General features: G+C 59.1%; 8 protein-coding genes and 6 pseudogenes. 12 read left to right on the top strand and 2 right to left on the bottom strand.

Features of this window, described 5'->3' with window-relative positions:
• Window positions 1-929, bottom strand: a 929-nt coding sequence (gene gmd / locus H8A95_RS36320; protein WP_229187463.1) for a GDP-mannose 4,6-dehydratase, incomplete at its 3' end; no start/stop codon positions are given.
• A gap of 1,190 nt (window positions 930-2,119) precedes the next feature.
• Between gmd and glmS the strand changes: the two genes are divergently transcribed.
• From glmS to fdxB, 9 genes and pseudogenes are all read left to right on the top strand, one after another.
• On the top strand, window positions 2,120-3,946 hold the full coding sequence (gene glmS / locus H8A95_RS36315; protein WP_229170215.1) for a glutamine--fructose-6-phosphate transaminase (isomerizing): 1,827 nt from the start codon (window positions 2,120-2,122) through the stop codon (window positions 3,944-3,946).
• Window positions 3,947-4,731: 785 nt separating this feature from the next.
• A pseudogene (locus tag H8A95_RS36310) lies at window positions 4,732-4,907 on the top strand (ATP-binding cassette domain-containing protein); the annotation flags it as partial.
• A gap of 607 nt (window positions 4,908-5,514) precedes the next feature.
• Window positions 5,515-5,697 (top strand): annotated as a pseudogene (locus H8A95_RS36305) (nitrogenase component 1); the annotation flags it as partial.
• A gap of 98 nt (window positions 5,698-5,795) precedes the next feature.
• Window positions 5,796-7,441, top strand: a pseudogene (nifE, locus tag H8A95_RS36300) (nitrogenase iron-molybdenum cofactor biosynthesis protein NifE).
• A 9-nt stretch (window positions 7,442-7,450) separates the two neighbouring features.
• Window positions 7,451-8,859 (top strand): annotated as a pseudogene (gene nifN / locus H8A95_RS36295) (nitrogenase iron-molybdenum cofactor biosynthesis protein NifN).
• A pseudogene (gene nifX, locus H8A95_RS36290) lies at window positions 8,856-9,251 on the top strand (nitrogen fixation protein NifX). The pseudogenes nifN and nifX overlap by 4 nt, the downstream one beginning before the upstream one ends.
• 6 nt (window positions 9,252-9,257) lie before the next feature.
• Window positions 9,258-9,722, top strand: a complete 465-nt coding sequence (locus H8A95_RS36285; protein ID WP_229170213.1) for a NifX-associated nitrogen fixation protein — start codon at window positions 9,258-9,260, stop codon at window positions 9,720-9,722.
• A gap of 8 nt (window positions 9,723-9,730) precedes the next feature.
• Entirely contained in the window at window positions 9,731-9,931 is a 201-nt protein-coding gene (locus H8A95_RS36280; protein ID WP_229170212.1) for a CCE_0567 family metalloprotein, read from the top strand.
• 13 nt (window positions 9,932-9,944) lie between these two features.
• Window positions 9,945-10,244 (top strand): ferredoxin III, nif-specific, encoded by a 300-nt coding sequence (gene fdxB, locus H8A95_RS36275; RefSeq protein ID WP_229170211.1) that lies wholly within the window; start codon window positions 9,945-9,947, stop codon window positions 10,242-10,244.
• 1,359 nt (window positions 10,245-11,603) lie between these two features.
• Here fdxB and H8A95_RS36270 read toward each other — a convergent pair.
• Complete coding sequence (locus tag H8A95_RS36270) at window positions 11,604-12,446, bottom strand: host specificity protein (protein WP_229170210.1); 843 nt, start codon at window positions 12,444-12,446, stop codon at window positions 11,604-11,606.
• A 397-nt stretch (window positions 12,447-12,843) separates the two neighbouring features.
• Here H8A95_RS36270 and H8A95_RS44265 point away from each other — a divergent pair, with 397 nt between their 5' ends.
• The 3 genes and pseudogenes from H8A95_RS44265 to H8A95_RS36260 form a co-directional block, all read left to right on the top strand.
• Window positions 12,844-13,077, top strand: coding sequence for a hypothetical protein (locus tag H8A95_RS44265; protein ID WP_338028035.1), 234 nt, complete (start codon window positions 12,844-12,846; stop codon window positions 13,075-13,077).
• Window positions 13,078-13,593: 516 nt separating this feature from the next.
• Window positions 13,594-14,232: a hypothetical protein gene (locus H8A95_RS36265; protein WP_229187462.1), complete on the top strand. Its 639-nt coding sequence runs from the start codon at window positions 13,594-13,596 to the stop codon at window positions 14,230-14,232.
• 76 nt (window positions 14,233-14,308) lie between these two features.
• A pseudogene (locus tag H8A95_RS36260) lies at window positions 14,309-14,661 on the top strand (hypothetical protein); the annotation flags it as partial.

The following is a 14,661-nucleotide window of genomic DNA, read 5'->3' as shown; positions in this document are numbered from 1 at the left end:
GGGCGGAAATAGGTCGGGTCGATCTGCACCAGGGTGTTGCCGGACGCCTTGTCGACACCGATCTCCTCGACGCCCTTGCCGCGCCATTCGATGCTGCGGCCGACCTCCGCAAATGCCAGCTCGACGAATTCGCGGACCGAACGCGTCTCGCCGGTCGCGAGCACGAAATCGCCAGGCTCGTCCGCCTGCAGGATTCGGTGCATGCCCTCGACATAGTCGCGGGCATGGCCCCAGTCGCGCTTGGCATCGAGATTGCCGAGGTAGAGCTTGTTCTCCAGGCCGACCTCGATGCGGGCGACGGCGCGCGTGATCTTGCGCGTCACGAAGGTCTCGCCGCGGATCGGGCTCTCATGGTTGAACAGGATACCGTTGCTGGCGAACATGCCATAGGCCTCACGGTAGTTCACCGTGATCCAGTAGCCATAGAGCTTGGCGACGCCATAGGGCGAGCGCGGATAGAACGGCGTGGTCTCCTTCTGCGGTACCTCCTGCACGAGCCCGTAAAGCTCCGAGGTCGACGCCTGATAGAACCGCGTCTCCTTTTCCATGCCGAGGATGCGGATTGCCTCCAAAAGGCGCAGTACGCCGATGGCATCGGCATTGGCGGTGTATTCCGGGCTCTCGAAACTGACCTGGACATGGCTCTGGGCGGCCAGATTGTAGATCTCGGTCGGCCGGATCTGCTGCGTCAGGCGGATCAGATTGGTCGAATCGGTCATGTCGCCGTAGTGCATCAGAAACGGTACATCGCCGGCGTGCGGATCCTGGTAGAGATGGTCGACGCGCGCGGTGTTGAACGAGGACGAGCGACGCTTGACCCCGTGCACGGTGTAGCCGAGCCCGAGCAGATATTCGGCGAGATACGCGCCATCCTGCCCGGTGATGCCGGTGATCAGCGCTACGCGCCGCTTTGAGTCCTGAGCCGCCATGGTCTCTCTTAGTTGCGCCGGAAAGACAGCCTGTCCTTGAAGCGCTATTTGCGAAGCCGTTTCTCGAGAAATCCAGATGCGCAAGCGCTCTACCCGCAATTAGAGGAGAGCGATCGTCAGCTCCAGTCATACAGATCACGCAGCAATGCACACTATATACATTGATTTATATTGGACTGGAGCGAGCCACCTCCATTAAGTTTCAAAAAATGAAGTCAACTAGCCCTCGCAACCTGCCTGATACCGCGATGATCCTAGGCAGGCGAGATGAACGGAAAACACTGGTTACCCGCGGCCGGGCGCACTTGCGCCAGGCGATAATTCCAATGAAATAGCAGCCGAAGGTCTGTGTTCCTCAGGCGCATGTATGCATTCGCGTGGTCTCCGTATGAGCGGGAGAGTGACGTGCTGAGGCCGCAGTCGTCAATGCATTTGTCGGAATGACGGCATACAAGCCAGCATACAGTCAAGCCTGTGCATCAATTCGTAGTCTGCAAAGCGTCGGTACATTTAACTTCCGAACAGAATGCTCAGTCTGGGCAGCCGACTCATCAACCATGATCAGCGCCTTTACCAATATCCAACTCGCGGCACGTAGTGGACGATCGACGCAAGACACAGTGAGAAAGAGTAGCAAACGTTGGTATAGATCCTCGAACGTTTCTATATCGAAACCTTACGTTCGTACAATAGAGCTTCGATGCCAATCGTTTAGCGTCATCCCGACAAGCACAACGTTGCCTCGGTTCGAGTATGAGGAGCCTCTTAAATTCGCGCGACAGATTGTTTCCAGTAACATAGGACAATTCACGCCTACCGTCTGGTTCGAATGTCCTCAATCTATGGAGCAGACTATTTGCGCGATATGTCCGCAGCGGATTGTTGCGACGACGACAGGTATCGTTGCAACCTAGCGAGTCTGCACGGATCGGAATTCGATACCGCACAAAGCGATCACGCTATTCGCAGCCGCATCGCAGTTTGTACCTCGGGTAGCCAAAAGCGAAAGTAGGCGGGCGAAGCGATGATGGCTGAAAGAGATCTAACTCACTCTTGTGAATGCGGCGGCGATACAGGTAACCGCGAGAAATCCCGAACTTGACACCTGTTACCATCGGGCAAGTTAATTTCACGACGGGATTCCTGTGGGGCAACGTCAGGCTCCTTGAACTTGGGCTGCGTTGATCGATATGTGTGGAATTGTCGGCATCTTGGGGCGTGGTCCGGTCGTTGGGCAGTTGGTCGCTTCGCTCAAGCGATTGGAATATCGTGGCTACGACTCCGCAGGCCTGGCGACGCTCGAAGGTCTCCGTATCGAGCGCCGGCGTGCTGCGGGTAAGCTGAGAAACCTTGAGGAGCGCCTGCGCTATTATCCGCCTTCGGGTCATGCCGGTATCGGTCACACCCGCTGGGCGACTCATGGAAAGCCGACCGAGAGCAATGCTCATCCGCATGCGACGGAAAATGTCGCGGTTGTTCATAACGGGATCATTGAGAATTATCGCGAATTGCGAGCCGAACTGGAGCGGGATGGAGCCCATTTTAACTCAGAGACGGACACCGAGGTGGTGGCGCATCTCGTCGAATCTTATCTCATGAACGGCTACTCGCCGCAGGACGCGGTACAAGCGTCGCTGCCGCGGCTGCGCGGAGCCTTCGCGCTGGCTTTCCTTTTCAAGGCCCACGACGATCTTTTGATCGGCGCGCGCAAGGGATCGCCCCTTGCGATCGGACATGGTAACGGCGAGGTGTATCTAGGATCGGACGCGATCGCGCTCGCGCCCTTGACCGACACCATTACCTATCTTGAAGACGGCGACTGGGCCGTGCTTACGCGCGCGATCTGCGTGATCTATAGCGCAGACGGCGCCGTCGTCCAGCGGGAAACATCGAGGTCTGGCGTATCGTCACTCCTGGTGGACAAAGCGAATTATCGCCACTTCATGGCCAAGGAAATCCACGAGCAGCCGACGGTGGCCGGCAAGACATTGGCGCATTATCTCGATATGGCGGCCAAGCGCGTCGCCCTGCCGCTCACGTTGCCGTTTGACTTTAATTCCATTCAGCGCATATCGATTACGGCATGCGGCACGGCAAGCTATGCCGGGCACATTGCCAAATATTGGTTCGAGCGGCTGGCGCGCTTGCCTGTCGAGATCGACGTGGCGTCTGAGTTTCGCTACAGGGAGGCGCCTTTGCGCCAAGGCGATCTCGCGATCGTCATCTCGCAGTCGGGCGAAACCGCTGACACGCTAGCCGCGTTGCGATACGCCAAGAGCCAGGGCCTGCACACGATATCCGTGGTCAACGTCCCGACGTCGACGATCGCGCGCGAGAGCGAATCCGTTCTGCCGACGCTAGCTGGACCAGAAATCGGCGTCGCTTCCACGAAAGCATTCATCTGCCAGCTGATGGTGTTGGCGGCGCTTGCCGTCGCGGCAGGCAAAGGGCGCGGTAAGCTGTCTGAAATCGACGAATCGAAACTCGTGCGCGAGCTTATCGAAGTGCCGCGGTTGATTGCCGCGGCGCTGTTGACCGAGCCGCAGATCGAGAAGCTCTCGCGTGATATCGCCGAATCGAGGGACGTGCTCTATCTCGGTCGTGGCACATCGGCTCCGCTGGCGATGGAGGGCGCACTCAAGCTGAAGGAAATTTCCTATATTCATTCAGAAGGTTATGCCGCCGGCGAGCTCAAGCACGGACCGATCGCGTTGATCGATGAGGCCGTGCCTGTGGTGGTGATTGCGCCTTACGACGAGGTCTTCGAGAAGACCGTCTCGAACATGCAAGAAGTTGCGGCTCGGAGCGGCAAGATCATCCTGATCACCGATGCGAAGGGGGCTTTGGAAGCGACGGTGGACACACTCATGACCATTGTACTGCCGGAGATGGCCGCAAGCTTTACGCCGATAGTCTATGCCATTCCAGTGCAGCTGTTGGCTTACCATACCGCCCTCGTAAGGGGCGCGGACGTGGATCAGCCGCGTAATCTCGCGAAATCGGTGACTGTCGAGTGAGGCCGCAGCGTTAGCATCGGTACATCGACGCCTCGGCGTCGAGCCGTTGGGCTTGCGTTTGGTCGCGTCGGTTTTGTGGATGACGGAACCGGACAAGTTCTCAATTTGCTGTATCCGAAGTTGTTCGTAGCTGCCGCATGGTTGCACGACCTCAGGCAATGCTGTCGTCAGCCGCTCGTCCTCCGCTGAGCGGCGAAACGATACCCTCTAACTAATCTCGTAACTTGCCGACGAGCAACTCGGTGCAGACAGCTTCGAGCCGCTCCGCCGCGGCTAATTCAGTGGCAGCGTATACGCGCGACAACCTACTTTCCCAACTGCCAGCATCCGCGCCACGTCTGGCAAGTTGAACATGCGCTTCCACCCTGGGACGATTGCCTCGGATTAGCGGTCCAGTTTCTCCCTTAGATCGAGCGCAGCAGCGGCTCATCCGGTTTGGGTCGCACGTGCCACCGCAGTCCTCCCAGTTCCTACCCGTCATCAAAGAATTATAAGGATTGTTAGAAGCTCGACATTCGCGCGCTAGGTGGAGTCATGGCCAACCCGGGCCAGCGACTGAGAGAGCAAGGAGACGGACCCAAAAGTCAGCCGCGGACAGGCCGTTGGCCTCGTCGTCAACGCCTTTGCGAAAGACGTTCTGCAAAAGCTGCCGATGGAGTCCGCAGTGGAGGCGCAGAAGCTGATTTCGATCTCGCTCGAGGGATCTGTCGGATAACCAAACGTCCCGTGAGCCTCCCGAATTCGGCTCGCCATTCCCGATGACGCATTTCAGGGATCAGATCAGAATGACGCTACTCGAAGTCCGAGATTTGCATGTTGGTGTCCAGGGCCGAGAAATTATTCGCGGCCTCGATCTTAACGTCGATGCGGGTGAGGTGCACGCGATCATGGGGCCCAACGGATCCGGTAAATCGACCCTGTCCCACGTCATCGCGGGCAAGGGGGGTATGAAGTCACCGGTGAAGGTCCGAAGAAGTTATACTCGCACCACGGAATTTTCCATTCCGTCGGAGCAAGAAATTCGAAGCGGTATATCTGGCCCTGAGGATCAAGCTCACACTATGCGTGGAATTGCCCTGCCCGATTCTCGAGCGTTTCCGTGATCGCAGTACGCTGCGATCACGCTCACCGAAGGCGACCGTAACAAGGAAAACCGACTGCAAGGCCGAGCTGGCCGACACAGGCCTGCGAGTACTATCGATGCTTGCCGAGACCTATAGGTGCTCACCTTCTGCGATGACGATGCTGCAGAGTGCATGACGTCATCATCCTCCTCAGCTCAGCGCAAGGTGCCTCACCACCTAGCCATGGCCGGCTCGCCGAATCACGAGAATAGCTGCCTCGCCTTGATAAGCGCATGCACGAGCACATCGAATGTCCCGTCTGCGTTCTGCCCGCCAGCCGGAAGCGTGGACAAGACGAGCCCTCCTGGCGCGGGTGGCCTTTTCTCCGGCGGGAGAACTATAACATTTTTGGCAAAATGGGGCAATCCTTTCGCCGCCAAGAGACTGCCCTTACCAACATCACCGGCAATGGCATCGCCGCCGTGTTCGTATCCTGGTGGGAAGTCGCCACTGATCCGCATAGGCTTTCCGGTTTTTGATCGGCATCACCATCACCGCTCCCCTGTATGGGGCTATCAGGGCGGCCTGAATGTGCCGGTGAAGATCCTCGACAAGATCTTCGACGAGATCGACAAGAAGACCAACGTTCTTGGCAAAACTGACTACAGCTTCGACATCATTCGTTGATGACGGACAGTGCGCGTGCCATCGCCGAGAACACTCGACGATGGCACAAGCGCACGATGGTTGACCTTGCAATTAGCTTCCGCGGAGAGGAGAAACGGATGAGTTCGCTAGCGGCCACGGTCCAGAATATCTTCAACGAGCCGGGCTGCGCCAAGAATGGCAGAAAGTCGGAGGCTGAGCGCAAGAAGGGCTGCACCAAGCAGCTGCAGCCGGGTAGCGCTGCCGGCGGCTGTGCTTTCGACGGCGCCAAGATTGCGCTGCAGCCGTTCACGGACGTCGCTCACTTGGTGCATGGTCCGATCGCCTGCGAAGGTAATTCCTGGGACAATCGCGGCGCGGCGTCTTCCGGTTCGAATCTGTGGCGCACTGCATTCACGACCGATTTGAGCGAAACCGATATCGTGTTCGGAGGCGAGAAGCGGCTCTGCGAAGCGATCAAGGAAATCATCGACAAGTGTGACCCGCCCGCCATCTTCGTCGATCAAACCTGCATTCCGGCGATGATCGGCGACGACGTCAACGCGGTCTGTAAGGCAGCATCTCAAAGGTTCGGAAAGCCGGTGATCCCGATTAATTCCCCGGGCTTCGTCGGCTCCAAGAACCTCGGTAACAAGCCCGCCGGCGAGGCCTTACTCGACTATGTGATCGGAACGCAAGAGCCCGACTACACCACGCCGTACGATATCAACCTGATCGGGGAATACAACCTTTCGGGAGAGCTCTGGCAGGTGAAGCCACTGTTAGACGAGCTTGGAGTGCGGATTCTCTCCTGCATCTCCGGCGATGGTAAATATAGCCAAGTCGCTTCCTCTCATCGCGCCCGGGCGGCGATGTTGGTGTGTTCAAAGTCCATGATCAACGTCGCACGCAAGATGGACCAACGCTACGGGATCCCGTTCTTCGAGGGGTCGTTCTACGGTATTCAAGATTCGAGCGAATCGCTGCGCCAGATTGCCCGCTTGTTGGTTGAGCGCGGCGCGCCGAAAGATCTTCTCGGGCGCACCCAAGCGGTGATCGCGCGCGAGAAAGCGTGGGCCTGGGCTGCGATCGAGCCGTACAAGCCACGATTCGAAGGCAAGAAGGCCTTGTTGATTACCGGCGGCGTCAAGTCATGGTCGGTCGTTGCGGCGCTCCAGCAAGCCGGGCTCGAGTTAGTCGGAACCAGCGTGAAGAAATCAACCAGGGAAGACAAGGAGCGCATCAAGGAGCTCCTGGGGCAGGATGCCCACATGATCGAGGACAGACGCCGCGCGAAATGTACAGGATGTTGAAGGACGCAAAAGCGGACATCATGCTATCGGGCGGCAAGTCGCAGTTCGTCGCGCCGAAAGCGGCGATGCCCTGGCTCGATATCAACCAGGAGCGTTGCCACGCCTTTATGGGCTAAGTCGGAATGGTCAAGCTGGTGGAGGAGATCGACGAGTCGCTCTCCAATCCGATGTGGGGACAGCTACGTCGACCGGCACCATGGGAGGCCTTGGCCAAGGCGATGGAGCGGCTGCAATCGCCGGTGGTCGCGATCGCCCGCGACCCGGCGCTCGCCGAAGCCGCGCGCCGCGCGAGGAAGATCTGCTTCTGTAACACCGTCGATCTCGGCACGATCGAGGATGCGATCTACGCGCATGGTCTGACGACCGTCGCAGCGGTCACAGAGCATACCAAGGCGGTCGGTGGCTGCTGCCAAAGACGCATCGAAGGTATATTGGTGTCCGAGCCATCCGTCACGCGACAGGCGGTAGAATAGGGAGGCGTCATGGCCATCGTCACGGCGCCGACAAAGGCCTGCGCTGTCAACCCGCTGAAGATGAGCCAGCCGATCGGCGGCGCATTCGCCTTCATGGGGCTGCGTGGGGCGATGCCGCTGCTGCACGGCTCCCAGGGATGCACATCCTTCGGGCTCACGCTCTTTGTCCGGCATTTCAAGGAGGCAGTACCGCTGCAAACCACCGCGATGAGTGAGGTCGCGACCGTCCTCGGCGGCTATGAGAACCTCGAGCAGGCGATACTGAACATCTACAACCGTACCAAGCCAAAGATCATCGGAATCTGCTCCACCGGCGTCACCGAAACCAACGGCGACGATGTGGATGCCTACCTCAAGCTAATCCGGAGCAAGCATCCGCAGCTCGCAAAGTTGCCGCTGGTCTATGTCTCGACACCTGATTTCAAGGGCGCGTTTCAGGACGGCCGGGAGAAAGCTGTGGCACGCATTGCGGAGGTGCTGGTGGAAGGGCCCAACGCCAATGGCCTGCGGGATCCGTCGAAGGTGAATGTTCTGCCGGGGTGTCACCTGACGCCCGGCGATCTTGATGAACTCCGTGTCATACTGGAGGATTTCGGGTTGCGCCCGTCGTTCCTCCCTGACCTGGCGGGGTCGCTCGATGGGCATATCCCTGATGAGTTTACGCCAACGACCATCGGCAGCATCGGCGTCGATGAAATTACGAGCATGGGCCGCGCCGGGTGGACGATTGCGATCGGCGCGCAGATGCGGCGAGCGGCAGAGGTCATGCAGGTCAAAACCGGCGTGGCTTTTCGCATCTTCGAGCGGCTGTGTGGTCTCGGTCCTAACGACGAGTTCATGACGTTTTGAGTGAGATCAGCGGCCGCCCCATACCATTGAAATATCGGCGCCAGCGCGGTCAGCTCGCCGATGCAATGCTGGACGCGCACTTCCATATTGGCGGTCGCAAACTTGCGATCGGCGCTGAGCCGGACCTCCTGTTCGACCTCTCCGGCATGCTGCATGACATGGGCGCGCAGGTGACCGCGGCCGTGACGACCACCCAGTCGGTGGTGATCGAGCGGACCAAGACCAAGGAGGTACTCATTGGCGATCTCGAGGATCTGGAGGACCTTGCCAAAACACGGCATTGCGACCTGCTGATCACGCATTCGCATGGCAGGCAAGCGGCGGCTCGGTTGAAAATCCCGTTCTATCGTACGGGTTTTCCGATGTTCGATCGACTTGGCGCAGGACACCAACTATCCGTGGGCTATCGTGGTACCCGCAATCTGATCTTCGATATCGCAAATCTCGTGATCGCGCACCGCGAGGAGAGCCATCAGCCTACGCCCGATAGCTGGCGGACTGCGTCCGGACTGCCACGATGCTCGGGGTATCGCAGCTCCGCCGGCGCAGCTGAGAGGTCGATTGCATGAAGGTCGCATTCGCCACTCAAGACTTGAGACGCGTCGATGCTCATTTCGGTTGGGCAAAGAATATCGCTATCTAAGATGTCGCGCCAGGCGGGCACGTGTTTCTCAAAGCGGTTGAGTTTGAGGGCGATCTTAAGGAAGACGGCAACGACGACAAGTTGGCGCCGAAGATCGAGGCGATCAAGGATTGCGCAATCCTTTACGTCGCCGCCATCGGCGGCGCCGGGGCCGCGCGGGTGGTGACCAACAAGATCCATCCTATCAAGGTGAACAAGCCAGAAAGCATTCTGGTGCTGCTCGAAAAACTCGAACACGCCCTGAAGGGCACGCCGCCTCCCTGGCTACGCAAGGCATTGGCAAAGGACCAACGGCGTACGTTCGAGTTAGACGAATGAGGTGATATGAGCGCAAAAATAGAGCAGAAGGGCAGCACCGTCGATGCGCCGATCCTCATGGAGCTGGTCAAGATTTGGCGCGCTCAGGACACCAACGGAGTCTGGGAGGCGAAGAGCGATCTCGACTTGCTCGAACCCTATATCTTGGACAAGGAGAAACGGCGCGCATCGCCGATTGTCGGCGATCCCGATCCCGATACGGTGTGGCGGCTTGAGCTGTTCTTCGACGCGGTCGCGCTCTCGATCGAGAGGGTGACCGGCGTGATGATCCAACCGATTGTGAAGCTGCATCATGAAGGCTTCGGCCGCGTGGTGCTGATCGGAGGCCGGCTGATCGCCGTGAACAAGCAGCTGCGCGATGTGCATCGCTTCGGCTTCGATAGTTTCGCAAAGCTCTCGCAGGAAGGTGACAAATATGTCAGCGACGGAATCGACCTGATTCGGAAAATTCCGGACGTGGCGAACTATTGAGGGCACTCATGAGCGATCGTGAAACACTTAAAGCAGAACTAAAGAAACTGTCTGCCAGGGCGATACAAGCCAAGATGGATCTGCACGACCTTTCGGAAGAAGTGCCCGTCAACTGGACCTCGATCATGGCGGTGGCGCAGAAGGCGCACGATGCCTATGCCGAACTCGAGCGCAAGAGCCATGATTTGAAGGCGCTGGAAAACACTTAAAGGGGCCCGACTCATGTCATTTGCAACGCGCGATGGCCGCGACTGGACGCCAGACTACCTGGTCTCGATCGATGGCAAGAAGTGCATCGGCTGTGGCCGCTGTTTCAAGGTGTGCGGCCGAGACGTCATGACGTTGAAAGGAATCAACGAGGAGGGCGAGCTTGTCGACCTCGACGATGACGAGGATGATGAGATCGAGAAGAAAATCATGGTGCTGAACGATCAGGGCGCCTGCATCGGCTGCGCCGCTTGCGCCAGGGTTTGCCCGGCTAACTGCCAGACCCACGCTTCAGCCGCAGCGGAAGCCGCGTGAGCGAAGGCTGGCTCTCTCGCAGCAGGCGGAATATATGCGAGGAAGACCGATTGTTGATCAGGCGAATCCGCAATGGAGACGGGGCTGGCGGGCTTGAAAGGCCTCGATCGTTCACCGAGCAGCAAGACGGAACGAGCGGAGATATCGGCGCATAGGCTGCTTGGTCCTTGAGGCAGGCCGCACCGATTGAGTGGCGCTCCGCTCGCGAATCGTTCTCCTATCGCAAGGTCCAAGTTTTCGCGAAAGGCGTCCTGGCCCTTGCGCGGGCCCGGCGGATGATCAAGTTGCCTTCGTGGTCGTCACAGATTGCGAATTGCTGGTTTCCGAAGTGGCCGCTGCTGCGGAGCAAATGGTGCCCCTTTATCCTGTGGCGTACCCGGTTGCAGGAGCGTACGTCGGCCGCGGTGGGCCGGGCTATGGACAATTGTCTGCCCTATCACGGCCGATCGCGTTGAAGCGGATGTGACGGCGGTAGCTGTGCCTCCTGCGCACTTCTCCATTGGTAACCCGGATGGCACACGGCAAAAGCACCGGGCGGAAATGCAGCACGCAAGCCGCCGCTCCTCGACACACGGCTGCATGGTCAAACCGGGTATCTCAATGGCGGGCCAAGGTCCGATGGGAGGGCGGTGGTGTAAATCTGTGCCGTCAGGCGTCACGACCTTGATGGATCAAGCGCCGGCGATATTACGCCGTCAGCCTACGATTGCAGATGGTGACCGGCGAGTGTTTGTGATTCGCGCGCGGATTTGTGCGTGGAGCGCAGCTTCCGAACGCGTAGCCGTTGAGATAGAGCAGGTCGAACGCGACCAGGACGATCTTCCTCGACCGCCCCTTGAGCTCGAACAATCCGTCGTACCATCAGCCGCCGGCACTCCCCTCGTCGCCGAAGATCGGGCTTCCGGCGGAAACGTGCCAGGCTTCGCTGGCGATTGCGGAACCGGTGCGCCCGAGGCCCGGCGGATGAAGATCTTGATGGCTTCGTTCGTTGTGAACCTGCCCGCGATAGCCGTCGAACTTGATTGCGTAAATCCATCTGGCGCCAGTCGGCACGCGCCAGAGCCGCTTCGATCAACCCCGAACAAGAGCCTCGTTGCCAGCTTGGCCGGCTTTCGGCGCTGAAACGCCGCTATAGGACTCCAACGAGAACGAGGTCCACAATCCCAAGCGATAGGCGAACGATCACGAAGCCGCCCGGCGTCGACGCTTTGCAGCGTTCTCAGCCCATCTAGGTGACCAGGCAGACGGAAAGGGGGCTCACGCTGCGAGCGTGCGCCCCCCTTTGGCCAAGACTTTTGCGCTCACGCGCGCAACGGCGAAATGCCCGTCATTTCCCGCCGCGTGCTGCTATCGCAGCTACTACTCCACGCGCAACCCCCTAAAAGCGCGCGCCAGGTAAAATGAAGGATCATCGTCGGAGGACTCCGTCTCGAAGCTCTCTTGAGTATCGCTATCGCTATCCTCGACTTTTGAAAGATACTTCGTAGGCCTGTCTACCCGCTGCCACTCGTCGTTCTCGTTCTTCGTCCACACTTCGGGATGCTGGTTAGGATCAAGCACCCAGTGATTACGGCCCACGTGAACAAAGCCCATTTCCGCCAGACGAGGTTCCATGGCTTCACCGGCAGGACGTGACAAGACCAACGGATGATCGCCGTCCATTCGCAGTTGATGTTCCAGCAGGATATCGCCCGCGTTCTCGACCAGCGGATGAGTAACCCGAAGATCTACCACGGACGTGATATGGTTGCGCCCGAACTGTTGCTGAAAATGGTCTCCTTTAATCCGAGCCGGGCCTCCTGCTCTTAAAAGCCCAACAGTTTCGTCGCCTAACTGATAGCTGTAAAATCGTGCCGGCTTGTCTGGATCATCGAAGGTGTTGGCATAACCTCCAGCAACCGTTGCTGCGCGCTCAGCTTTCTCGGACACGAAATCCGAGTACTCTTGTGGGTTACCGGCAATGTGCCTGATGTCACTGCCCAGGAATCTCCTCACTCCTTCCATGAAGGACGAACGGTCGATCTCTATAATGGGCGGTTCGGAAGCCAGAGAGTACGGCCCCGTTGTCCCGGACGACGACCCACCCGGCTCCATGCCTGCAACCGTTTCCGCAAAGCGGGGGCTATCTCCCGCTTCTCCCGGTTCATCAGCTTGGCTAGCGCTTGTGGACTGGCTGGATGAGCCAACGATTCTGCCATACATCAGACTCTCCTATCGGCAGAATTGCACGCGATTGAGCTCGTGCCGCGCAAGCTCTGCGGCGAGGATATACAACCTAGCTGACCACAACCTGACCAAAGCATCCGCCCGCACTCCGACGCGACGGCTACGCAAGCCGAGTCAAAGAAACTCATCGCAGACACTGACATTCAGTTCAGCGAAAGTGGCGAGGTCGACGCGCAATGTTCGAGCACGCTTGCAAGATCGGATGATAAGGGCGTCGTCTCGAAGGTCGCCGACAGCCCCTATGTCTCGGGCCGTGGCAGCATTCGGCTGAAGAAGCCCTGTGCCCGGCGGGAGACGCTGACCATCACCGGCGCTACCCTAGACTAAGGAAAATGGGACCGGCACCTAGCTTGGTCGGCGCAAAGGCAATGAACTGAACTATGCTGGGAAAGTCCACCACGGGTTCGACAGGGACTCCGCGGCGAACCTGCAAAAGCGCCTGACGGCGCGAACGCAAAAAAAAGCCCCCGTGACCCATCAAGGGCGGCGGGGCATCCTCGCTGTTGTGATTTGGGAGATCCGTTGCTTCACAGGCCAGGGCCTCGTCAGCTTCTCGAAAGGGTGCCCGAGTAGATTGCTCAGCACAATCTTGACCCTTCCAGTGTAGCAGTATCGTCAGAGGTGCAGCACGCGCCCGTGGAAGGTCAGCAAGCGGACCCGGCGGGGCAAGAAGCCTTTGAGCAGCAAATGGAAGCGGCGCGCCTGGCCGATACGGCGATGCCCGACCTGAGGCCGCGCCGTAGCCCCCCTCACAATGTGGCTAGCGACAGCCAGCAGTCCCCGGACGAGTTGATGGGGGCACTTGCCAGGAGCCACCTCCTGCCAAGCGAGGAGGTCCTCGTCAACGATGAGCATGACACAGCTGAGGTAAGACAAGGGAAGAGACCGAGGACTCTACACAATCCGCAAGGCGTTGCCATTGAGCGGCAGCTGAGCGAGACCGCCAGTTCAGGTGGAGGTGGTCGAGCAGTGCCGGCCGCCACGGCGCTGCAGCCGGCTCAGTCGACGGGGGTTGTGATAGGGCACGACATGCGGCCTCTTTATTCCGAGGATGCTCCCGTTATCTCGCGGCTTGAGGAGGCCGTCGTCGAGGTCGGGATGACGGAAGGCTCCGCCAAGAAGTATGCGACTTCTCTTCGTGGCTTTAGCTGTCGGCTCTTCGCAAAAAAACAAGCCGGGCATTGTTGATCGGCTCGACAGTAAGTCGCTGAGCGGTGACGGTGAGGTGTTCGAGTTCACCGGAAAGCGTAATCCCGAAAAACTCCTTTGCGCCCTGGACCATTTGCGAACCTTCCGGTCGACGGGCATGCCGATCATACGCCGCAACGCAAAGTTCGATCCTCCCCCCCCCCCGAACGTCGCCCCCGTCGATCCCGAAGACGCAGTACTGATGGAGCCGGGATGCGTCGACATCGCCGCTGCGCGGCATAGCGCGGGCTCGGCGCCGCAGCCGGCTCAGTCGACGGGGATAGCGAGAGGGCACGACATGCGGCCTGTTTATTCCGAGGATGCTCCCGTGGTGCTGGGGCTTGAGGAGGCCCTCGTCAAGGCGGGGACTAGGCGCCTCGACATCGCCGCTGCGCAGCACAGCGCGTGCTCGGCGCTGCAGCCAGCTCAGTCAAGGGGGATTGTTGTGACGGGGGCGGACATGCGGCCTCTTTATTTTGAGGATGCTCGCGATATCTCGAGGCTCCAGGAGGCCCGCCTTCATCAAGGCCGGGATGGCAAAAACCTCCACCAACCATGCAGGTTCTCTTCGTAGCTTTAGCCGTTGGCTCTTCGCAAAAAACAAACCGAGCATTGTTGCTCGGCTCGACAGTAAGTCGTTGAAGGGTGACGTGTCCGAGTTCATCGGAAAGGGTAATCCCCAGAGCCTCCTTAAGGCAATAGACCATCTTCGGACCTTCCGGTCGACAGGCGTGCCGATCGCACACCGCCGCGCCAAGCGCAATCCTCACCCCCAGGACGTGGTCCTCATCAATCCCGAAGGCGCGGTGCTGATGGAGCCGAGGCGCGTCGAGGACGCCGCTGCGCAGCACAGCGCGTGGCAAGAAGCTGGCAGTCGGCCCGAGGAGATGCGGTTACTGCGGGATGATCAACCCGCCCCATCGGTTTTTGTCCAGGAGCACGTCGCGTTAGATCCCGCGCAGATGTCTCGGGGGGAACTTCACCGAGTACTCGAAACGGCGCC

Source organism: Bradyrhizobium oropedii (genome assembly GCF_020889685.1).
Taxonomy (GTDB): Bacteria; Pseudomonadota; Alphaproteobacteria; order Rhizobiales; family Xanthobacteraceae; genus Bradyrhizobium; species Bradyrhizobium oropedii.
The sequence above is the reverse complement of the archived record's forward strand: the minus strand, read 5'-3'. Positions and strand labels throughout refer to the sequence as shown.